The following is a 21375-nucleotide window of genomic DNA, read 5'->3' as shown; positions in this document are numbered from 1 at the left end:
ATGCTAGGTCAAAACCTATCCTAGGTTAGTTAATTTTAAGTGGTAAGTCAGACTTTAGCTCAAAATAAAACTAACCCCCAATCATTGATAAATTATTCATCATACCGCTGTTAGACTCATGCAAATGATGATGCTCGGGTTTTATCGGCATAAAGCTATGTAAAGTATTAATCAAACCCTCGACATCATTGGTTTTTAGATAATGACGAATATCATAATTACCTTCATCAAATAAACACAGATGCACGCGACCTTGGCTACTCACTCGCAAGCGATTACAGTTATCACAAAAGTGCGCAGCATAAGGCGCAATCATACCGATACGGCCGAGATAATCAGGGTGGCTATATTCTATCGCTGGGCCATCACTACTACCCCGCTCGTTTGGCTGCCAACCGTGCTCTAATAAATACGCAACAATGCTATCGGACTGGGCGTGCTGAGCAAAAAACAAGTCGCTATTGTCGCTGGTTTGCATAAATTCGATAAAGCGATAAGTAACCGGCCGATGTTTTACATATTGCATGGCATTTAACAGATTCTCAAAAGCGGTCTCAGCCATCAAGATGCTATTTATTTTTAGCTTGATATCGGTAGTAGCTAACAATTTATCCATGTCTGTCAGTAATTGCGGCAGCATATTAAAACCGGTCATTTTATAAAAGACATCCGGCTCAAAGCTATCCATACTGATATTAATCTGATTCAGCCCAGCAGCGTTCCAATTGGCCAAATGTTTGCCCAGCTTGTAGCCATTACTGGTCATAGCGATGGTTTCGATACCGGAGGTTTGCCTAATCGTATCAATAATATCGACTACATCACGGCGAATTGAAGGCTCACCGCCAGTGATTCTCACCTTTTTGGTACCAACATCAGCAAAAGCGCGGATAAGGGTATCAATCTCAGCGACGCTGAGCTCATTCTCCGGCGGTTTGCCTTGATAGCCATTAGGCAAACAGTACTCACAGCGAAAATTACAAAAATCAGTAATAGACAGACGCAAATAAGTCAGCTGACGGGCAAAACCATCGGTCAGTGGCTGGGTGGTATCAAAGAGAGTATTAGTTTGATGAGCAGATGTGGCTTGAGTAGATGGAGCGGGCGGCGTGACGTGAACAGGTGCGGCTAGAGCATAAGATGTTTGACCATCAAAAATAGTAGGTACGGCACTAGGTGAATACATTTGCGTACTCCCTGTTATTAAGCTTTGAGAAGTCATAGTGGTTTATCGCTAAGGTTATGTACTTTTAGGCGTTGCCTCAGGTTATGAGTGAGTCTATTAATGTTACGACTGATTATAGCATATTGTCTTTATTATTATGGATTACGACCAAAAGCTAGTCATAAATAGCACCAAAAATTACAATAACTGGCTTAACTCATGGTTAAACCAGTTGCCAGTTAATCAGGCCAATTACTCCTAAATAGCTATATTATTGTATTATCGCGCTACTGTATTATTGATCTAGTTTGCTACTATGCCCAAGGAAAAGGCTGGACTTGGACTTGACTGCCAGCGCATACGTCACCGCTCTGTTGCGGCAGTACGATAAAGCAATTGGCCTGACTAAGCTGTTTGATACGGTGCGACTGCTGCTTATGAAAGCTTATGACTTGATAGTCGCCCTGCTCGTTTTTGGATAACACGCCGCGCTGAAAGTCTTTGCGGCCAACAGACTTACTGATATCATTTATAAGCGTAGCCTCTAGGCTCAAAGTCATAGGCAAATCATCAGCTTCCACACCAGATAAGCGCCATAATGCAGGGATGACAAATTGTAAGCTACCTACTATGGTGGATAAAGGATTACCCGGCAGACCAAAATACAATACTGGCTTAGCTAGGTTTTTACTTAGCTCACCAAAGACAAAAGGCTTACCCGGCTTCATAGCAACTTTATAATGATTGATTTGACCCAATTGCTCAATAACCGTAGTTAAAAAGTCATAATCGCCAACCGAGACTCCCGCAGTAGAGATCAGCACCTCACAATCCGTCATCGCTTGATGCACCGCTGTCGTGGTCTGCTCAAGATTATCGGCAATGATGCCATAATCACGGATAACCACAGGCAAATCAGCTAGTAAGCTTTTGAGCGTTGGCGTATTGGAGTTGTAGATTTGCGCTAAGCTTGTAAGCGGATTTCCTATCGCGACCAGCTCATCCCCTGTGGCCAAGATACCAACGGTCAACGGCTGGTAAACCTTAACTTTATCTACTCCTAAGTTTGCCAATAAGCTGATATCGGCAGGATTTAGGCGCTTGCCTTTATGCAGCACGATCTCGCCGCGCTCAATCTCCTCGCCTTGCTTACGAATATTATTATCCATCTTAGCGGTTTGAGTGAGAGTAATAGTGTAAGGTTTTGATTTGTCGATATTGGCTCTTAGCTCAGCAAAATCAGTATTTTCTTGCATAATAACGGTATCGCAAGACTCTGGCACCACCGCGCCAGTAAAGATACGCACCCCTTGGCCGGCTTGCAGCGTCTGAGCACAGCTATCTAAGAACCCTTGGGTAAAAGGCTTACCCGCTTGCGACTCACCCACGATGGTAATACTGCTATGCGCTGCCAGCTCGCTACCTTTGGCAATCGCATAGCCATCCATAGCTGATATGTTTTGTGTTGGCACATCCAAATCTGAGGTGATATCTTCAGCTAGTATATGATTTTGACTCGCTAGCAGGGCACAAGTTTGGGTGGCTCTATCGGCTAAAGGGAAATCCTCTGTACAGTAAGTAGCGATACGTTGGGTGATCGCTTGCTGGAGCTGCTCGACGGTAATCATTATTATGGTACTCACTTATCAATACTATCTAAGACTCATATTAAAGCACACTGCTTATTAAGCTTCAGCGATCACTGCCGCTAGCGCCTGGCTATCGGCCAATACGAATTGCTCAGCTAAAGCTGCTAGCGCCGGATAAAAATCCGTCTGCACCTTAATCTGCTGACAACGCGCATTAAATTTCGGTAACCAGCTCATAAAAGCATTATCCAAAAAGCTAAGCTGCTGATCGGCACTACTAATCATCTCTTGGTTTTGGGCACTACTACTCTCAATCCACAGACTCATAACCATAAAGTAGACGCTAAGATGGTCATCAGGCTCTCGAAACTCAGTATGCAGACTTAGCTGCTGACTCTGCAAAAACTGACGCATTTGCTGAGTCGGCTCGCCGTATAGGTGCTTATCACTACTGAGATAATAAGAGGCATAAGGCGGCGCGCTCTCATCGCCACTAAGCAAGAATATCTGGGCAAAGTCGGCCGCCAATTCCAAAGCACGCTCGCTTTTGGGTAATTTGCCAAGCGCTTCGATGGCATCTTTGACCCGAGCGCTACAGCTTTGTAAATCTAGACTAATAAAAACTTCATGAATAGGGTCATAAGTGCGCTCAGCTAACCAATTCTCAACAGTAGCGGCGGTCAGCTCCAAAGCAAAGACATCGGCAAACCAGCGATAGAGCGCTGAGCGTGCCAAATTTGCTTCTTGCCACTGCTGCGCGGTGGTCATGGGGGCGGTTGTTGTTGGAGTGGGAGACTCAGTCGTTGAGGCGGTAGTTATAGTCATTTTGTATCCTGTTTATAGCGGATTGGCTCTAGCAAATTGTGCATGAATCACAGTATCATAAGGAGTAATGCCTTTATAAATCAATACTATTTTCTTAATAGCATTGAGATACAAAGGCATGGTTTAGCATTTTTAGCAGAGCTGCACGATTAACTTAGGCGCTTCAAACCAAGGCTATCGTTAAATCGCTTTGGCAGGGCTACCATCTGGGTTGACGTACTTAGGTCCGCCAAAAGAGGTCACCGCAGGCGCTTTGCCGACAAACTTCTCCATCTCTACAATACAAGTATTGGCGCTAGGGCCTTGCGCTAGACTAGAAGTACCGACATCCAAAGATACTGTATTAGGATCGCCATAAGTGTCTAAAGCACCAATCTCAGGACCTGTTGGCCCATACCACGCCCCCTCTTGAATACGGATAATACCCGGCGGGAAGTTATCTGAGATCACCGCTCCTGCCAGTAGTTGTCCGCGATCATTAAACACTCTGACCAGATCCCCATCTTTGATACCGCGAGCTTTGGCATCTTCAGGGCCCATGTAGCAAGGTTCGCGCTCTTGTACCGTATAAGTCGCGCGGCGCTCCTCAGACTCACAAGTCTGCGAGTGCAAACGGGTATCGGGGTGCACTGATTGTAACCAAAGCGGATACTTATCAGAACCCGGACCTCCGTGTGAGCGCTCAATTTTTTCCATCCAAATAGGATGACCCTTACAATCCTCATAGCCATAGCTTGCAATTTTTCGGCTGCTAATCTCGATAAATCCTGAGGGCGTACCTAAGGCATTGACCTCAGGATCTTCGCGAAAATCAGCGTGGCGAACCCAGTTCTCCCCTTCAGGAAATAGCACATAGCCTTTTTTCCAAAACTCTGCAAATGGCGGCATATAGAAGTCTTTTTTCAGGTTATCCGCGCGGCAGTCTTCATAAATTTGTTCAACCCACTGCATCTCATCCATCTGCCGGCTATATTCCCAATCGCGTTTCATGCGTTTGGTAAACTCACGCCAGATATCAAAGTCGGATCGAGACTGATATAGCGGATCAATCAATTTGTGCATAGCGATGACGCCGCGGTTACTGTATGAGCCATAAGCATCCAAGTCGTTACGCTCAAAAGGCGTACAAGCCGGCAGGACAATATCAGCAAAGCGGCAAGTCGCCGTCCAGTTATAATCCACCGCTACAACTGTCTCGACATTGCGATAACCCTCTTTCATGCGGTTACGATCTTGATGACGATGCCACTGATTACAGCCGGTAAAGATGCCCATTTTATAAGGAGGGAGAGTGACTTCATGACCATTAAAATTAATCTTTTTGCCCGGTTCTAGTAAGCAGTCGATAGCGCGAGCGACTGGAATCACTGAGCTATAGCCCTTAAAGTCTTCATTATCGTACTTAGGTTTACGCCCTGTATCTAAGTTCAGTGGGAAAGCGCCTGGCATGGTAGCTCCTGATGAGGAGACGCCAACCGAGCTATAATGGTGCGAGTAGCTGATACCGCCGCCTGGTAAACCGATTTGACCGAGCATAGCGGCAATAATAGCGCCCATCCAATAAGGTTGCTCGCCATGCTGCTGGCGCTGAATCGCCCAACCAAAGATAAGCTGAGTACGATTGCTCGCCATCAAGCGCGCAAGCTCCCGAATACGCTTGGCATCCACACCGCAAATAGGCGCCGCCCACTCTGGGGTTTTTTCAACCATGTCTTCGGTTTTACCCATAAGATAAGGGGTAAACTCATCAAAACCTAGCGCGTACATATCCAAAAACTCTTTATCATAAAGATTTTCAGTATATAGCGTATGCGTCAGCGCTAGCATAAACGCCACATCAGTCAATGGATTGACGTATTGGTGCTCACATTCTAGATAGTTTTGCGTTTTACTTTTGACCGGATCAATACAGATGACTTTGATGTCATCGTTTCTAACTTTTTCGCGTAATTTTTCTAGATACTCGTAAGCTTCGTGGGTTTCAGTATTCCAGCCGACTTGCAGGTTTTTCACCGGATCATTGGCCCAAAAGATGATCACCTTTGATTCATCGAGGATCACTGGCCATGAGGTGCCTTGCGAATAAACTTCCGTGGAGCCAAGCACATAAGGCATAATGACTTGGCCGGCACCGGTGGAGTAATCTCCGGCTGTACCGACGCTACGCCCATGCATTCCAATAGCGCGTAGCATATGGTTGCCACAGCTATGAATGTTACCTACTGAGCGCCAACCGACGTTAGCGGTATGCAGCGCCCAAGGACCATGGTTTTTTTGGATACGCTCAAGCTCTTCGTAGAGCATATCTAGCGCTTGATCCCAGCTAACACGCACAAAACGGTTATCGCCGCGTTGACTGGTATCGCTTTTATGGCGATTTTTGAACCAGTCGACTCGTACCATAGGATAACGTACTCGTGACGGGCTATAGATGACGCCCAAAGTACCGTCTAAGATCTTGGTTGGGTATTGATCAAACTCAAAAGGTACAATCTCAACGACTCTATTGGCTTCTACTTTGGCACGAAAAGCTCCCCAATGCGCGCCGGATATCTTCCAGCTACTTACATCGACTTTTTTGCCATTTGCAGTGGTTACGATACTATTATCAGCCAATAAAGGCATGGGCAATAATGCTGTACTAGACAAGGCGGCTAGTGACTTCAGAAAGCCTCTGCGATTCATCTTTTTCATAATACCTTCTCCAATTACCAAGGTGTGCTTTAATATAGTTAGGCTTTAGTCGTTAATGCGGTTTATGATAGGCTTATACCTTATCTTTACTCGCTTAACTGGTACCTGGTCTGGCATCCTGAATAGTATTTTCAGGTGAGCCGCCCGCTTGTGAGTCTTGGCCAAAGTCTGAGGAGTTTAGCTGCAAATACTTGAGTACTAAAGCGGCGCTATCCCCTTGTAGGCTAGTGAATCCGACCATGCCACTGAACAGACCTGGCCATTGGTTGGCATCATGGCCGCTTGGAGCCGGTTGACGGTGACAAGTACTACAGTTATCTGCATAAGTCTGACTAGCAATATCCCATGCCGGCTCAATACTCTTCATCAAACCTCCATCAGCAATCCAAAGCTTAGCGCTTACTTTTTGCCACTCAAGGCCGGTTAATGGATCTTCTTTTGACTCTTTTACAGTGACTAAACTCTCATCACGTGCTAGTTCTTTGTCGATAGTGACATCTGGAATATTTAGACCAAAATAGGTGTACCAAACGCGGCCAAAGCCTTTATTTTTGCGCCACATATCAAGCTCAATTTGAGTCATACCTTTTTTGTGGGCCAGCACTTTGACAGGAGTGGCAATCTCAATTACCCCGACCTCAGTTTCTTTTTTATCACTGAGATACAGCGCTTGTGGCACGACGTTATAGTAAGTTTTACCTTCTTTGACTTTGACATGACTGGCTTCAGATAATAAAGAGTCAAAGGCAGGATCGTGCATGCCCTCCGTATTAGGCAGTTCATGAGCGATGCCTTTATGACAATCAACACAGCTGGCATCACGCTCAGCGGCGCTACGCATAATCATCTGTGAAGTCACGCGCATTTTACTAAAATCCATGCTCTCATAGTCGTGACAAGAGCGGCATTCTTTGGAATCGTTAGCCTTGAAGCGGCCCCACTCACGCTGCGCTAGAACAATACGGTGATCCAAGAACTTCTCGCGCGTGCCGATATCACCCACTACATGCGATAACACCTCACGCGAGGCTTGCATCTTGCGCGCCATCTTATCGGTGAAATCATGCGGTACGTGACAATCTGAACAAACGGCCCGAACGCCCGTACGGTTTTTGAAATGCACAGTCTTTTTGAGCTCAGGCAACATGTTGTCCTCCATAGTATGGCAAGACAAACAAAACTCTTCGGTGTTGGTCGCTGACATGGCGGCAGTAAAACCGGCCCAGAACCAAATACCGCCGGCAAACCCGATAATGAGCAGTAACCCCAAACCAATCTTGGCGGAGGGTTTTAATAGCAGGCGACGCAGCCAACTGAATAAGCGTTTAATGGCGTTCATGGCGATTCCTTACCGCGTGTCACGGTAATTTAAGCTGTGATTTATTTGAGATTTTATAAAGGGTCGTGGCTTATCAATATAACCTTGAGCTTGATTACCCTAAGATTAATAATCCTTAGTTAAATAGCCGTTAGCTTGGTGGGCCCCAGAACCACATTTGCCCAAACCAGACGATAAAGCCATAAGCACAAAGAAACAGCAAGGCAATAATAGGTAGGGCGACAAAGGCCATTATAATTGCGGTAAGCCATTCATGTTTGATGGGTTGCTGCTCTTGCTTTAGCTGTTTTTCAAGTGCCATAGCTCACCTCTTTATATCGCTATCGTAGTTATAAAAACTGTTCTAACTCACTTTTAAGAGTCATTACTTTTTGTGTAGGATAGTATTTATTTTATGATTATTATTAAGCTATAATTATTATTAGCTTATCAACGCCATTATAAACTTTATTATCCTACTAATAGCTTTGCAAAAGCTGTAGCTAAATGGATTATTTATAAGCGGTTAATAGCTAAATTCCCTACTAATGGTAATTATAACACGAAAGCTTTGTTTCTAAAACATCTCATTAGCGTATCAAAGCGCTATAAAGCCCTGGATTTTATAGCTTGGCGTATTTGCACTGCCATTGAAAGCTAGTTTTATTTTTAGGCTGTCTTTATAAATCCGATAAGTTAAGCTAAACCCTTGTTTATTATAGGGATAATAAATATGTTTAATATTTGGAAGCGTAAGTTAAGGCAGATTTTTACCCAATGGAGAAGTAAGACCTATTACAAAAATAATTAGACCTATGAGTCATATATTATTAGTTAGTTATACTTCATAATTAACTCTTATAAATGTGATACCTCAATGATAGGCTTAGAGTTGATATGAGTATTAAAAAAATGAAACCTATAGCGCTATCAAATAAATAGCACTATAGGTTTTGGGGTGGATAGCAGGCTAAAAAACTAAGGGACTTGTTGATTAATCTGAATATTGATTTGATTGTCGGTGAGCACTACCGGGTTGGCAGATAAATCGCCTGATTGTGATGTGGCATTGCCAGAATGACTAATCCGAGCGCTAACAAGCAGCTGCTCACCTGAGGCGCGCGCAGAGCGTAGCGTACGTTCTGGCATCATCGCATCACGATCACTTAAGGTCACAAAGATAGCGCCTTGTTGTAGCTCGCTAATGGCAATGCGTTTTGCCGCATAAGGTGGCCCTCCTACCGCCGCGCGAATAGCGACAAATAGCACATCGTCGGCTTGTATTAACGGCAGTAGGCTGGGATTAATAGTCACGGTAATATCAACATCTTGTACCGCCTCAGCTTGTTGACGCTGCAGATTAGCCGTTAAATTATCCAAATCAGCCAGCTCAGCGCTTTGATCGCCAGGTTTTTGTGCTATCACCTCACGCATTTTGGCAATCCAGTGTTGAGCCTGTTGATAATTGCCCATACGCGCCTCACCCATCACCATGAGCATTTGCGCCTCTAGTTGCTGAGGGTTGGCTTTTAGCACATCGAGCAGTACGCGGCGATTGCTATCGTCTAACATCCCCTCTGCCACAAAGAAATTCATCTGCGCGTAAGCCATCGCAATCTCCTCGTTATGAGGTGAGAGCCGATAAGCTCTGGCTAGCGACTCAAGCGCGGACTCAGTTGCCTCAAAAGATAAGAAGATATTGGATAAACGCATCCAGCGCTCTGAATCATGAGCATTATGATGAACGTTGGTTTGCATGGCTGAAAATAGTCCAGCTATATCCTCAAGCGCCCACTCTGGTGGCTCATTAATCTTACCGGTTAACAAATCATCCGCCACTTGCCCGACACTATCTTGCGCTTGCCAAAGCTCGTAGACACTGCTGCGATCACTGATAAAAGTATAAGCAAGGCCAGCTATTATCGGGCCTCCTATAACGATAGCTAACTTACTAGCTAGGCTTGGCTTATGCATGACAGCGGCAGGCTGCTTAGCGTCCAATAATTGACGCTCAAGCTCTGTTTTTTGCGCTTGATAGTGCTCAGCGTGAATCGTTCCTGCTTGTTTATCAGCGGCAAGCTCATCGAGTCTGGACTTGTAGACATCGATATTGAGCGTTATAAGCTGATTATCAGCGGCAGTATCTTTTTTTGGGCGCAGCCATGGCATGATAATGAGCACTGCTGATAAGATAGCTATAGCTAAGCTTAGCGCCACAAATAAAGCAAAGGTTGAGATACTCATAAAGCGCCTCCTTTATCTGCGCTGACACTTGGAGCGCCTAGCCGTGCGCTGGGCTTAAAGCGATAACGACGATCAAACATCGATAACAGCGCGCCTAAAGTCATGATAATAGAGCCAAGCCAAATCCAGCGGATCAAAGGCTTAACATAAATACGCACCGCCCACTCCTCACCGCTTTGAGTAATAGGCTCGCCTAAGGCCACATAGACATCTCGGCTAAATTTATCATCGATAGCCGCCTCGGTCATCGGCATCATACTAACGATATAAGTGCGCTTTTGAGGATATAAAGTCGCAACTGCTTGCCCTTCTTTGGTCACCACTATCTGGGCTTGAGTAGCATCGAAGTTGCTGCCTTTGACCTCTTGTAACTCTCTAAACTCAAAGTCATAGCCCTGTACGTGCACGCTGTCGCCCACTCTCATCGCCACATCGGTCTCAATACTCATGCTACTGGTGACCGCCACACCCATTGCTAGCACCAGTACGCCCAAATGCGCGGTCTGCATACCCCAGTAGCTGCTCTTTAGTCGTCTTACACCTGACCAAAGACTACTAGCGTTTTTGGTTTTATCTTTGATATCGACCAGCATCCAAGCTAATACCCAAAAACTAAGAGCCAGTGTGACTGCTATGTTGAGCATAGCGACCGGATGGACAAAATAGCTGATAATAGCGCCAAGCAGCGCACTGCTGATAGCTATAATAACCGTAGGACCTAGTAAGGGTCGGCTGTCTTTTTTCCAGCGGATATTTGAGCCCATCCCCATCGCGAGCATAATCAGCCACGTTAAAGGTACAAACAGCGCATTGAAATAAGGCGTGCCAACAGAGACCTCCCCTAGACCAAAAGCATCGGCAATAATAGGATATAGAGTGCCTAATAGGACGACTAAAGTCGCCACAAGAATGATGACGTTATTGATCACCAAAAAGCTCTCACGCGAGACCAGTTGATACTGACTCTCCACCGTCAAGCGCCAACCGCGAACGGCAAACATCAACAGGCCGCCGCCGATGACCACCCCCAATATCACTAAGATGGCAAGACCGCGAGTAGGATCGGAGGCAAAAGAATGTACCGAGGTAATCACCCCCGAGCGCACTAAAAACGTGCCTAGTAAGCTCAAAGCAAAAGTGAAAATCGCCAGCATAATAGTCCACGCTTTAAAGACGCCGCGCTTTTCGGTCACTGCCAGCGAGTGTAGCAGCGCCGTACCCGCCAGCCACGGCATCAGTGAGGCGTTTTCAACTGGATCCCAAAACCACCAACCGCCCCAGCCCAGCTCATAATATGCCCACCAAGAACCAAGGGCGATCCCTAAGGTTAAAAATCCCCAAGCCGCTTGTGTCCAAGGCCTTGACCAGCGTGTCCATACCGCATCTAGCCTGCCTGCCCACAATGCCGCCATACAAAAAGCAAACGGCACGACCATACCGACATAACCCATATACAGCATCGGTGGATGAAAAATCAGACCGGGGTCTTGCAATAGAGGATTGAGATCAGCGCCATCGACTAATAAGTGCGGTAAAGTGCGCTCAAACGGCGAGGAGGTAAAGATCAGCATCGCTAGCATCATTAGCTGTACGCCTGCCAAAATCACTAATACCCGTGCTCGCATCGATAACGGTAGACCGCGACTAAAATAAGCAACCAGTGCTGCCCATGCTGCAAGTATAGTTATCCATAATAAAAGCGAGCCTTCGTGACCACCCCAAGTGGCTGAGAGACGGTAATACCAAGGCAATAAAGTATTGGAATGCTGAGCGACATACTTTAGGCTAAAGTCATTGAAATAAAAGCCTGCCATCAATGCCAAAAAGGACAATAGCATGGCCAAAAACTGCACCCCGGCTAAGCTAGGAGCGAGACGTTGCCAAGCGATATTATGATGGAGAATACCGACAGTCGGTAGTACCACTTGCAAGATAGCGATGACAAAAGCCACCACCAAAGCGAAGTAACCCAACTCTGTGATTAGCATAGACCTGACCTTGTTTGACCTACTTAAGTCATCCTTGACAGTAGCCCGTTTCGTTGAGGGTAATTAGGAGATGTTCAGAAGCTAAGAGGGGCTCAGTAAGCTTTCTTGATTAAAACTCAAGCTTTTTTGACTCAATTCTTAGCGCTACTATAGTCTAGCATTGATTATTCTATATTGACATTGCTCGCTGTGTTTTTAGTCACGAGTTTTAGTAATATTGCCGCTTTAAACAGGTTTCCAGCTTTTTTATAAAACGCTACAAAAAAGCGCTCTCCTACTATTAGGATAGCGCTATTGGATGACTTTAATAAATACTATTAGGATTTAAAACTGGGATTTAAAACTAAATTTTAAAACTTGGAATAATAAGTCACTCTATCCTCTCGCAAAAACCCTGCTAGTCCCAGACCGTAACGCTGTGCCACTCGAACCGCCGTACTAGTTGGTGCCGACATTCCTATTAACCAAGGCAGACGTATGCGAATAGATTTTTGTATCAGCTCAATAGATAGCCTTGACGTCATTACGACATAGGGCACTTGTTTTTTGTGCCGCAATTGCCAACCAATGAGTTTATCCAAAGCATTATGGCGACCGACATCCTCAAACAGACAAAGCTCACTACCCTGCATAGTAGCCGCCGCATGGACCGCTCCTGTCAGCTGATGAGTGTGCTGCAAGTCGCTAACTTGCGCGCGGATGCTCAATAGGCTATCGAGACTAGGTTTGGTAACGCAGGTTTCACGCCTACCTACAGCATCAGTCATAGAATCGGCCATATAATCACGTAGATCAGGTAGCGCTTGACTCAATCCTGTAATGCCGCACATTCCGCACCCAGTACGCCCTGCTAGCTGACGCTTTTGCGCTTGAATGCGCTGATGGCAACGCTGATTTAATACCAGCTCCACCACATAAGTATCATAATCGAGTAGATGCTCAAAACTTGCGTTATCCTCTAACTGAGCCGAATGTAGATTGGCTGAAGTTGACTGAGCTGACTCCCGGATTATCTCTTCATTATAGGCTTGACGCTTTTGTGCATCGGTCAGTTTAATCACTTCCCAATCTAGTAGCTCGTGGCTATGAGCAATCAAGCCTTCGCTATACAAAAACCCTATTGCCAAATACTCTAGCTGATGAGGACTAGCCATCAGTACCGCATAATGAATACCATTGATGACGATAGCAACAGCCGCCTCCACCGCTAAGCTTGCCGCTTGATTATAGATATCAATCAGCTTAGCTTCTGTAAAGTTAGCATAATAATGCTTTTGTGCTAGATGCTCGCGAGCCAGCGGTGTAGCGCAAGATGCTGTCATTGCTATGGTTTCAGACGCTGCTATTTGAGCGCTATCTTTATTCATCAAATCCTTCTTAAGTAGACGCTACAAGCTTATCAGCACTGGTAATACTCTCTGCCTTAGCAGGCGTACGCTCATGACTTTGGGCAGCAACACGTTGCAAAATCACCGTCAATGACTTATAAGCGGGTATATTAGAATCCGGCGCATGCGTATGTAGATCAAATAAGTCATTACATTCAGGATAATAAGTTGCTACCGCGTTGGCAGCAATATCCATCTCGGTTAAAACCAGTGGTCCTAAGCTACGCGGCTTATCACTACTCTCATGACGCGTGACCATCACTTGATCGCCTTTTTGCCACCCCAAGCGGCTCATCTCATCTGGATGCATAAACAATACATCACGGCGTTCGGTCTGGCGATAGCGATCTTGATAGCCAAAGATCATAGTATTAAACTGATCGTGACTGCGCACACTGGTCAATTGCCAAATGCTTTGCTCGCTGGGCTTATGACTAGAGCTACTACCAGCTGCGCTATTGTCTGCTGACTGTTGCGACTCTGTCGTCTCCATCATCTGCATAGCGACATAATTGATTGGATACTGAGGCACCTCAAACTGCGCCTTACCGCTTTTAGTTTTCCAAATGCGGTGACGAGCCGGATGATACAAATGAAAACCACGATCGGCTGCGCGAATCCGCTCATTAAAATTCTCAAAGCCCTCGATGGTTTGCGCGACATAATCTCTAATAATATCGAAGTCTTGACTCATCGCTTGCCAAGGAATATTCGTATCCTCCAATACCTGCGTGGCTAAATCGGCGATGATTTGTACCTCCGATTTTATCTCATCGCTAATCGGTTTGAGATTACCTTGCGTACGTGATATCTGACACATCGAGTCCTCAGTAGTGGCAAACTGCTCGCCCTTAGCGGTTATTATCTTCTCCGTACGGCTAATACAAGGCAAAATTATATTATTAGCGCCGGGGTATAGCATAGTCTCATTGAGCTTGGTACCCACAAAGACATTGAGCTGATTGTTTGTCAGTGCTTGCTGTATCGCGCTAGGATCAGGAGCGGCGGCGGCATAATTACCGCCCATACTCATAAAGGTTTTTATCTGCCCCTTGATCATCGCTTTTGCACCAGCGACCACATCAAATCCATCCTCACGCGGCATAGGACGCGCAAATACCCGCTCCAAGCTATCGAGCAGCTTTTTATCAGGACGCTCATGCACGCCCATCGTCCGATCGCCTTGCACATTGGAGTGACCACGTACTGGGGAGGCGCCTGCCCCATCGATACCTATCATCCCCATCATCAAAAGCAAATTGGTAATCATCGCTACATTATCATCGCCTTGCACGTGCTGAGTGATACCCATACCCCAGGTACAAATCGTCTTTGGACTCTGTGCAACGAGCTTTGCAAGCTCGATAATCTCTGGTTTACTAATACCAGAGCCGCGCTCAACGTCCTGCCAAGATTGTTGACGCAGCCATTGATCCAGCTCATCATATCCTGAGGTATGCTGCTCAATAAAATCGGTATCTATCTTATTGTTTTTGGTCAGCCACTTCGCCATACCTGTCAATAAGGCTGTATCGCCGCCGATTTGGATTTGTACTACACTATCAACCATATCATCGCTTTGTCCGGCGGCCATATGCGCAGGTTTTTGCGGATTTCTAAAGGCCGTTAAGCCTTGCTCACGCATGGGATTAATGGAGATAATCTTGCAGCCCTTTTTATGCGAATGAGCCAGCATCTCAAGCATACGCGGATGGTTGGTCGCCGGATTTTGTCCAAACATCAGGATTAATTTAGCTTGCTCAAAATCCTCAAGCATCACTGTTGCTTTACCCACGCCTAACTGCCGCCCTAGCATCACTGAGGTGGGCTCATGACACATATTGGAGCAATCTGGCAAATTATTGGTACCAAAGCAGCGCACAAACAATTGATATAAAAATGCCGGCTCATTGGTCACGCGCCCTGAGGTATAAAACAGCGCCTCATCAGGGGTATCAAGCTGGTTTAATTGTTCAGCGATAATCTTGTAGGCCTGTGTCCAAGCAATCGGCAAGTATTTATCTTGCTTGGCATCATAGCGCAGCGGCTCAGATAAGCGCCCACTGTGTTCAAGCTCGTAGCCGCTCCACCCTTGCAGCTCTGTAACGCTATGACGAGCAAAAAACTTGGCATCAGCCTTAACTGACATAGTCTCGCTAGCTAGTACTTTGATACCCGTCTCGCAGACATCAAAGGTCTTGTGCGACTTATGATCCGGCCATGCACAACCTGGACAATCAAAGCCGCCATTAGGCTGATTGCTTTGCAGCACACTTAAACTACCTCGCAAAAAAGACTTATAATCCATCAGTTTACGAGTGGAGGCAATCAAGGCTGGCCAACCAGCAGCAGGGTGTTTATAAATCGGAATCTTGCGCATAACAGACCTCACATCTCACTAATAAATAACGCTGATAAGGAGTATTAGGGCGTGTCTTCAATTCATCTTACAATGAACGATAGTACACGCCAGATAAAGCATTGACTTAAAATTACGCGCTAACTTCTCATAGCGAGTAGCGATACTACGAAAATGCTTAAGCCTTGCAAACATATTTTCAACAAGATGACGCAGTTTGTACAAATAGCTATCAAACTCTGGATTAGGCTGTTTGGCATTTTTCCTTTTAGGAACGACAGGTATCATATTATGGCTTCGAGCTTTGTCTCTGATAGACTCTGAGTCATAGCCTTTATCAGCGATAAAGTAATCAGCTTGCCCAATCATCTCAATCAATTCACCTGCAATTTGACTGTCGTGGACGTCACCCCCAGTGATTTTAAAATGGAGCGGATATCCATCGGCATCACAGGATAGGTGTATCTTTGTAGTTGCGCCGCCACGGCTTCGTCCAATTGCTCGCTCTTCACCACGCCGAGCTCCACTTGCATGCTGATGACAGCGAACATAGCTTCCGTCTGTGAATACCCATTCCGTATCAACTTCTGCTCAAAGCCAAAAAAAAATCCGCCCATAAGCCAGTTTTCGACCAGCGGTTGAAACGACTATAGGCTGTTTTCCACGAACATAATTCTTCAGGTATGTCACGCCAAGGCGTAGTTTCCACAGTATGGCTTCCATGATCTCTCGGCTGTTTTGAGTTTGATAGCAGCCGTACTTTATCATCGTCGATTGCAATTGATCCCAAAGCGTATCTGTTAATGCTTTTCTTGCCATAACTTGTATTTCTCGCATCGTCTCAATAGATGCGGTATTGTAACTATTATTTAGGGCTTATCCAATTGAATACACGCCCTAGGAACGAGCAATGAATAATGAGTAGGAGCGTCCCTAAAGGATAATGCAAACTTTCACTAACTTACTTATGCCATGATTAGCGGATGCAATATCGGCCAGTAAAAGTCGCTAGTTTTCTTACTTTACCAGTATTGTCGTTGCTATAGCAGAGAAGGATTAAAAAATGCTACAAAATAGTACCGATTTATAGCTTTATTCAAAAAAGACTTCTGCCATTAGCTATAATAGTCGCTTTAATCGCTCAACTATTGAGGATACCTGCAGTGACTCTAAAATATCTCGCTCATTATCCTGAGCCTATCCAACTAAAGGCGCGCTTATTGATAACTAGTGGCCAGTTGGAGGATTATCTTAGTAACAAATATCCGAGCTTACATGAGGTACAAAGCGACAAAGCTTTGTATCAATATATTAATGAGATAAAAAATAACTACATGCGTAATAGTCGCTCTTTATCGCAAGTGAGTTATAACAGCAAGCTTAAAGTGCTCAAAGAAGCGCTGGGTATCCATACTTATCAGTCTAGAGTGCAAGGCAGTAAGCTAAAAGCGCATAATAGTATTACGGTAGCGAGTTTGTTTAAGGAGGCGCCGCCTGAGTTTTTGCGGATGATTGTGGTGCATGAGTTAGCCCACTTTAAAGAAAAAGATCATAACAAGGCTTTTTATCAGCTATGCTGCCATATGGAGCCTCAGTATCATCAGTTTGAACTCGATACTCGTTTATGGTTACACTGGCGTGAGCAGTCACCCTAGTAGCTGAACTGAGATTAGCTTAGCTTAATAGCTATTATGCCGAAGTTATAGGCTGGAGTAATGATGATAAACTAAGTATGGTAAAGTAATACCGACTAAAGTTTTTTAGCTGATACCCGTTTATGTTGATGTATTGAGGTGGATAATTATGAAACGTGCTAAGCAGTTACAGCCCCTATCACGCGAGCATCATCTTGGCCTAAATTTATCTCGTCACGCCAAAGACTGTGCAGATACGCCAAATGAGATAAAAACGCATTGGCAGAAGCTGACGGCTTATATCGATGATATGAGGCATCATTTTCAAATCGAAGATAACTTAATCGCTATGGCTTTGCAGCCTTACAAAGACTCCGTACCTAAAGTCGCAGCGGCACTGGCTACGCTTAGTGAGCAGCATATATTACTTCATAAACAAATAGAGCAGACTCAAAAAGCTGAAGGCCAACCAATAACGGCAAATCAAGTCCGAGAGCTTGGCAGCCTATTGTATGAGCATATTCGTTTTGAGGAGCGAGAGTTATTTTTGTTAGCTGAGGCTTATTTGAGCCAAAGCGAGCTCGACGCTATCTATGAAGCGAGCTCAGAGAAAGTAAAGCGTTTGGATGAAAACCGTTAGCGCGCGTTAGCCGCCTGCCACAGGAGTGATAAATACTACGCTATCGCCATCTTGCACCTCATCCGTCCATTTAGCAAAATAGTCATTCACTGCCACTCGCAGCTCAGACTGCGGACGACTAAAACGGTGCTTGGTGCGTAATTGCTCATAGAGCTGAGATAAAGACGTCGATGCGCTCACGGCGATTTTTTCTTCATGGCAGTGGGCTTCATCGGCTAGGCTAGCAAAATATAAAATATTGATCTGCATTATTGAGCCTCCAAAGTAGTGGATATGGGCGTGTTGGCTATTTCAGTGTTTAACTTTGTTTAACTGTGGCTAGGATTCACGCGCATAAAGTGCGGCACAAAATTACAAGGGCGCGTACGATTATCAAACTGCTCTTTTAAGATACCCTCCCAGCCAGTACGGCACGCTCCTGTTGATCCTGGCAAACAAAATATCCCGGTGCCATTAGCCATACCCGCTATCGCACGCGACTGTACCGTCGACATACCGATATCCTCTTTTGAGATAAGACGGAACATCTCGCCAAAGCCGTCGATAGACTTGTCGAATAAGATACCTGCCGCCTCTGGCATACTATCTCTGATATAAAAACCTGTGCCGCCTGTCGTAATCACAGCGTGTATGCTGGCATCGGCTATCCAGCGGCTCAATACCGCTCGAATCTGATAAATGTCATCTTTGATCAGCTCACGATCGGCCAAATGATGACCGGCAGCGCTCAGCTGATCGACCAAATACTGTCCTGAGCTATCTTGCTCAAGGGTGCGGCTATCAGAGACCGTCAAAACAGCGATATTAAGCGGAATAAATTCAGCGGCAGGCTTGCTCATGGATAATCCTTGATAAATACAATGGGTAAAAGTAAAAAGCTATAAAATAAAAAACTATAAAATAAACAGCATAAAAGCCATTCTAACCGCCAATCAGCGATAAGTTGGACATCATGCCACTATTAGCCTCATGCAAATAATGATGCTCAGGCTTGATTGGCATAAAGCTATGCAGGCTCTTGACTAAACCTGCCACATCATCCGCGCGTAAATGCTCACGAATATCATAATTGCCCTGATCAAATAAGCATAGATGTACCTTGCCTTGACTACTGACCCGCAAGCGATTACAGCTATCACAAAAGTGTGCAGCGTAAGGGGCAATGATACCAATGCGGCCAAGATAATCGGCGTGACTGTATTCTATCGCCGGACCACCAGCACTACCGCGCGCGTGTGGCTGCCAGCCTTGCTGCAATAAATAATGGCTAATCATATCGGACTGCGCGTGCTGAGCAAAAAACAGCTCGCTATTATCGCTCGTTTGCATAAATTCGATAAAGCGATAAGTGACAGGACGCTGCTTGACGTAATCGATAGCGTTGATTAGGTTTTCATAAGCGGTCTCAGCCATCAAGATGCTGTTTATTTTTAGCTTAATATCAGTCGTCTCAAGCAATGTATCCATATCGCTCAGCAACTGCGGCAACATATCAAACCCAGTCATTTTATGAAAAACTTTGGCATCAAAGCTATCCATACTGATATTGATCTGATTGAGTCCCGCAGCCTGCCAGCTGGCCAAATGCTTGCCAAGCTTATAGCCATTACTGGTCATCGCTACCGTCTCGATACCGGGAGTCTGCTTGATGGTTTTGATAATATCGACCACATCACGGCGAATAGAAGGCTCGCCGCCGGTAATTCTAACTTTAACGGTTCCTACTTGTGCAAATCCGCGTACTAGCGTTGCTATTTCTGCGACCGTCAACTCTCCTTCAGGCGGCTTACCTTGGTAGCCATCCGGCAAACAGTACTCGCAGCGAAAATTGCAAAAGTCTGTGATAGACAGACGCAAGTAAGTCAGCTGCCGCGAAAAATTATCGGTCAGCGGTTGTGGTTTGCTAGGACTGAATAGGGGCGTAAGCGATGTAGATGCGGGGCTAAGAGCATAGCGCGGCTCATTGCCTGATATGGGGGCAAGATGGGTCATATGGGGTTACCGTTAATATAGATAAGTGGTTGGCTCTAAGCGTTGCCTCAGGTTATGAATAGAAAAAGGGTTATTAAGTGGCTATTATGACAAAAAACCAGTCCTTACAAAATAACCCTAAGTGATCCTCGCTCTACTCCTTAAGGAGTACATAGTAGGTCAATTAGGGCTCATTGATGTAAATTAACTAGCTTGAGATCTTGCGTTTATATCCAAGGAAAAGGCTGTACCTCTACCTCAGTTCCTGCGGCAATATCGCCGCTGTCTTGCGCTAACACAATGAAGCAATTAGCATGACTAAGCTGCTTGATTCGGTGCGATTGCTGACGGCGAAAACAGTCAACTTGATAGCTGCCATCTGCCGCTTTTGATAATAAGCCGCGCTGAAAGTCCATCCGACCTACCGATTTTTTGATATCGTCCTTTAGTGTGGCTTTTAGGGTCAGCTGCATGGGCTGCTCCGGCTTACTGACTCCGAGTAGCTGCCATAAAGCGGGAATGACAAATTGCAATGAGCCTACCACGGTAGATAGCGGATTACCCGGCAGACCGAAATACAGGACAGGCACCTCAACATTTTTTGTCAGCTCACCAAATACAAAGGGCTTGCCAGGTTTCATCGCTACTTTGTAATGGTTTATCTGACCCAATTGCTCAACGACGCTAGTCAAATAATCATAATCACCAACCGAAACCCCAGCCGTTGAGATTAGCACATCGCACTTTTTCATCGCTTTTGTCACCACTTTAGTGGTCTGCGCCATATCATCAGCAATAATGCCGTAATCGTTGATGATTATCGGTAATGGCTTGAGTAAACTTTTGAGCGTAGGGGTATTGGAGTTATAAATTTGGGCGGAATGCTTGAGCTTATCCCCAAGCGCGACTAGCTCATCGCCCGTTGCTAGCAAGCCTACGGTGAGCGGCTTGAATACTTTGACCTCACAGATTCCCAAATTGGCAAGCAGACTTATATCAGCCGGATTAAGGCGTTTGCCTTGCTCGAGTATCAGCTCGTTTTGCTGAATCTCCTCGCCCTGCTTACGAATATTGGCGTCAACGTCAGCGGCTTTGGCTAAGATAATCTCATAAGGCTGCGACTTATCAATTTTATCTTTTATCAGCTCAAAGTTAGTATTCTCTTGCATGACTACTGTAGTGCAGCTATCGGGGACAACCGCGCCGGTAAAGATGCGAATACCCTGCCCTGCTTTTAGTACGCCAGTATAAGGACTGCCAGCTTGTGATTCGCCCACAATCTCAATAATACTAGCGTTAGATAGGCTACTCTTACTGGCAATAGCATAACCATCCATCGCTGAGACGTTCTGCCTAGGAATGGCAAAAGGGGCGATGATATACTCTGCCAATACCTGCTGATCACTCTGTAACAAAGGGCAGCTTATTACTGGCCTTTTAGACAAAGCAAAGTCCTGCTCATTATAGCTATGTACTCGCTGCTTTATCGCCGACTGTAACGCTTGTACTGTAATCATAATGACCTACTTATTTTATTCACTCTACTTTTAGCTACTACTA

16 protein-coding genes and 1 pseudogene are annotated in these 21375 nt (G+C 45.4%); 2 read left to right on the top strand and 15 right to left on the bottom strand.

All coding sequences use genetic code 11. The features are described from left to right. Positions 1-70: 70 nt before the first annotated feature. From moaA (M0N77_RS01865) to M0N77_RS01815, 11 genes and pseudogenes are all read right to left on the bottom strand, one after another. Positions 71-1186: a GTP 3',8-cyclase MoaA gene (moaA, locus tag M0N77_RS01865; protein WP_371834181.1), complete on the bottom strand. Its 1116-nt coding sequence runs from the start codon at positions 1184-1186 to the stop codon at positions 71-73. 293 nt (positions 1187-1479) lie between these two features. After that, positions 1480-2793 (bottom strand): gephyrin-like molybdotransferase Glp, encoded by a 1314-nt coding sequence (glp, locus tag M0N77_RS01860; RefSeq protein ID WP_353105545.1) that lies wholly within the window; start codon positions 2791-2793, stop codon positions 1480-1482. A 57-nt stretch (positions 2794-2850) separates the two neighbouring features. Beyond that, on the bottom strand, positions 2851-3579 hold the full coding sequence (gene torD / locus M0N77_RS01855) for a molecular chaperone TorD (RefSeq protein ID WP_353103009.1): 729 nt from the start codon (positions 3577-3579) through the stop codon (positions 2851-2853). A gap of 180 nt (positions 3580-3759) precedes the next feature. Then, positions 3760-6273 carry a trimethylamine-N-oxide reductase TorA gene (torA, locus tag M0N77_RS01850; protein WP_353103007.1) on the bottom strand — a complete coding sequence of 838 codons (2514 nt, stop codon included), beginning with the start codon at positions 6271-6273 and terminating at the stop codon, positions 3760-3762. Between the two features lie 94 nt (positions 6274-6367). Continuing rightward, positions 6368-7612, bottom strand: coding sequence for a pentaheme c-type cytochrome TorC (torC, locus tag M0N77_RS01845; RefSeq protein ID WP_353103005.1), 1245 nt, complete (start codon positions 7610-7612; stop codon positions 6368-6370). Between the two features lie 130 nt (positions 7613-7742). Beyond that, positions 7743-7913 carry a hypothetical protein gene (locus tag M0N77_RS01840; protein ID WP_353103003.1) on the bottom strand — a complete coding sequence of 57 codons (171 nt, stop codon included), beginning with the start codon at positions 7911-7913 and terminating at the stop codon, positions 7743-7745. Between the two features lie 656 nt (positions 7914-8569). After that, complete coding sequence (gene ccmI, locus M0N77_RS01835) at positions 8570-9835, bottom strand: c-type cytochrome biogenesis protein CcmI (RefSeq protein ID WP_353103001.1); 1266 nt, start codon at positions 9833-9835, stop codon at positions 8570-8572. Next, a complete protein-coding gene (locus tag M0N77_RS01830) occupies positions 9832-11823 on the bottom strand; it encodes a heme lyase CcmF/NrfE family subunit (protein WP_353103000.1) in 1992 nt (663 codons plus the stop codon). The genes ccmI and M0N77_RS01830 overlap by 4 nt, the downstream gene beginning before the upstream one ends. 350 nt (positions 11824-12173) lie before the next feature. Beyond that, positions 12174-13190, bottom strand: a complete 1017-nt coding sequence (locus tag M0N77_RS01825) for a formate dehydrogenase accessory sulfurtransferase FdhD (RefSeq protein ID WP_353102998.1) — start codon at positions 13188-13190, stop codon at positions 12174-12176. Between the two features lie 10 nt (positions 13191-13200). Continuing rightward, positions 13201-15591: an FdhF/YdeP family oxidoreductase gene (locus M0N77_RS01820; RefSeq protein ID WP_353102997.1), complete on the bottom strand. Its 2391-nt coding sequence runs from the start codon at positions 15589-15591 to the stop codon at positions 13201-13203. A gap of 57 nt (positions 15592-15648) precedes the next feature. Continuing rightward, positions 15649-16389, bottom strand: a pseudogene (locus M0N77_RS01815) (IS5 family transposase). Between the two features lie 344 nt (positions 16390-16733). Here M0N77_RS01815 and M0N77_RS01810 point away from each other — a divergent pair. Beyond that, positions 16734-17225 (top strand): M48 family metallopeptidase, encoded by a 492-nt coding sequence (locus tag M0N77_RS01810; protein ID WP_353102995.1) that lies wholly within the window; start codon positions 16734-16736, stop codon positions 17223-17225. A 148-nt stretch (positions 17226-17373) separates the two neighbouring features. After that, positions 17374-17844, top strand: coding sequence for a hemerythrin domain-containing protein (locus tag M0N77_RS01805; RefSeq protein WP_353102993.1), 471 nt, complete (start codon positions 17374-17376; stop codon positions 17842-17844). Between the two features lie 6 nt (positions 17845-17850). Here M0N77_RS01805 and M0N77_RS01800 read toward each other — a convergent pair whose 3' ends face one another. The 4 genes from M0N77_RS01800 to M0N77_RS01785 all read right to left on the bottom strand — a co-directional run bounded on the left by M0N77_RS01800 (position 17851) and on the right by M0N77_RS01785 (position 21332). Then, positions 17851-18093 (bottom strand): MoaD/ThiS family protein, encoded by a 243-nt coding sequence (locus M0N77_RS01800; RefSeq protein ID WP_353102991.1) that lies wholly within the window; start codon positions 18091-18093, stop codon positions 17851-17853. 59 nt (positions 18094-18152) lie between these two features. Then, on the bottom strand, positions 18153-18683 hold the full coding sequence (gene moaB / locus M0N77_RS01795) for a molybdenum cofactor biosynthesis protein B (protein WP_353102989.1): 531 nt from the start codon (positions 18681-18683) through the stop codon (positions 18153-18155). A gap of 82 nt (positions 18684-18765) precedes the next feature. After that, the gene (moaA, locus tag M0N77_RS01790; protein ID WP_353102988.1) at positions 18766-19836 is read right to left on the bottom strand and encodes a GTP 3',8-cyclase MoaA; all 1071 of its coding nucleotides are present in this window, start codon (positions 19834-19836) and stop codon (positions 18766-18768) included. A gap of 206 nt (positions 19837-20042) precedes the next feature. After that, a complete protein-coding gene (locus M0N77_RS01785; RefSeq protein WP_353102986.1) occupies positions 20043-21332 on the bottom strand; it encodes a molybdopterin molybdotransferase MoeA in 1290 nt (429 codons plus the stop codon). Between the last annotated feature and the right edge of the window lie 43 nt (positions 21333-21375).

Source organism: Psychrobacter sp. AH5, assembly GCF_040371085.1.
In the GTDB taxonomy this organism is placed as follows: domain Bacteria; phylum Pseudomonadota; class Gammaproteobacteria; order Pseudomonadales; family Moraxellaceae; genus Psychrobacter.
The sequence above is the reverse complement of the archived record's forward strand: the minus strand, read 5'-3'. Positions and strand labels throughout refer to the sequence as shown.

Bases quoted from the DNA above. Each gene is read 5' to 3' on its own strand.
- M0N77_RS01805 (WP_353102993.1), top strand. From the start codon at position 17,374: ATGAAACGTGCTAAGCAGTTACAGCCCCTATCACGCGAGCATCATCTT.
- torD (WP_353103009.1), bottom strand. From the start codon at position 3,579: ATGACTATAACTACCGCCTCAACGACTGAGTCTCCCACTCCAACAACA.
- M0N77_RS01820 (WP_353102997.1), bottom strand. From the start codon at position 15,591: ATGCGCAAGATTCCGATTTATAAACACCCTGCTGCTGGTTGGCCAGCC.
- M0N77_RS01785 (WP_353102986.1), bottom strand. From the start codon at position 21,332: ATGATTACAGTACAAGCGTTACAGTCGGCGATAAAGCAGCGAGTACAT.
- moaA (WP_353102988.1), bottom strand. From the start codon at position 19,836: ATGACCCATCTTGCCCCCATATCAGGCAATGAGCCGCGCTATGCTCTT.
- moaB (WP_353102989.1), bottom strand. From the start codon at position 18,683: ATGAGCAAGCCTGCCGCTGAATTTATTCCGCTTAATATCGCTGTTTTG.
- glp (WP_353105545.1), bottom strand. From the start codon at position 2,793: ATGATTACCGTCGAGCAGCTCCAGCAAGCGATCACCCAACGTATCGCT.
- M0N77_RS01830 (WP_353103000.1), bottom strand. From the start codon at position 11,823: ATGCTAATCACAGAGTTGGGTTACTTCGCTTTGGTGGTGGCTTTTGTC.
- ccmI (WP_353103001.1), bottom strand. From the start codon at position 9,835: ATGAGTATCTCAACCTTTGCTTTATTTGTGGCGCTAAGCTTAGCTATA.
- torA (WP_353103007.1), bottom strand. From the start codon at position 6,273: ATGAAAAAGATGAATCGCAGAGGCTTTCTGAAGTCACTAGCCGCCTTG.
- M0N77_RS01825 (WP_353102998.1), bottom strand. From the start codon at position 13,190: ATGAATAAAGATAGCGCTCAAATAGCAGCGTCTGAAACCATAGCAATG.
- M0N77_RS01840 (WP_353103003.1), bottom strand. From the start codon at position 7,913: ATGGCACTTGAAAAACAGCTAAAGCAAGAGCAGCAACCCATCAAACAT.
- torC (WP_353103005.1), bottom strand. From the start codon at position 7,612: ATGAACGCCATTAAACGCTTATTCAGTTGGCTGCGTCGCCTGCTATTA.
- M0N77_RS01800 (WP_353102991.1), bottom strand. From the start codon at position 18,093: ATGCAGATCAATATTTTATATTTTGCTAGCCTAGCCGATGAAGCCCAC.
- moaA (WP_371834181.1), bottom strand. From the start codon at position 1,186: ATGTATTCACCTAGTGCCGTACCTACTATTTTTGATGGTCAAACATCT.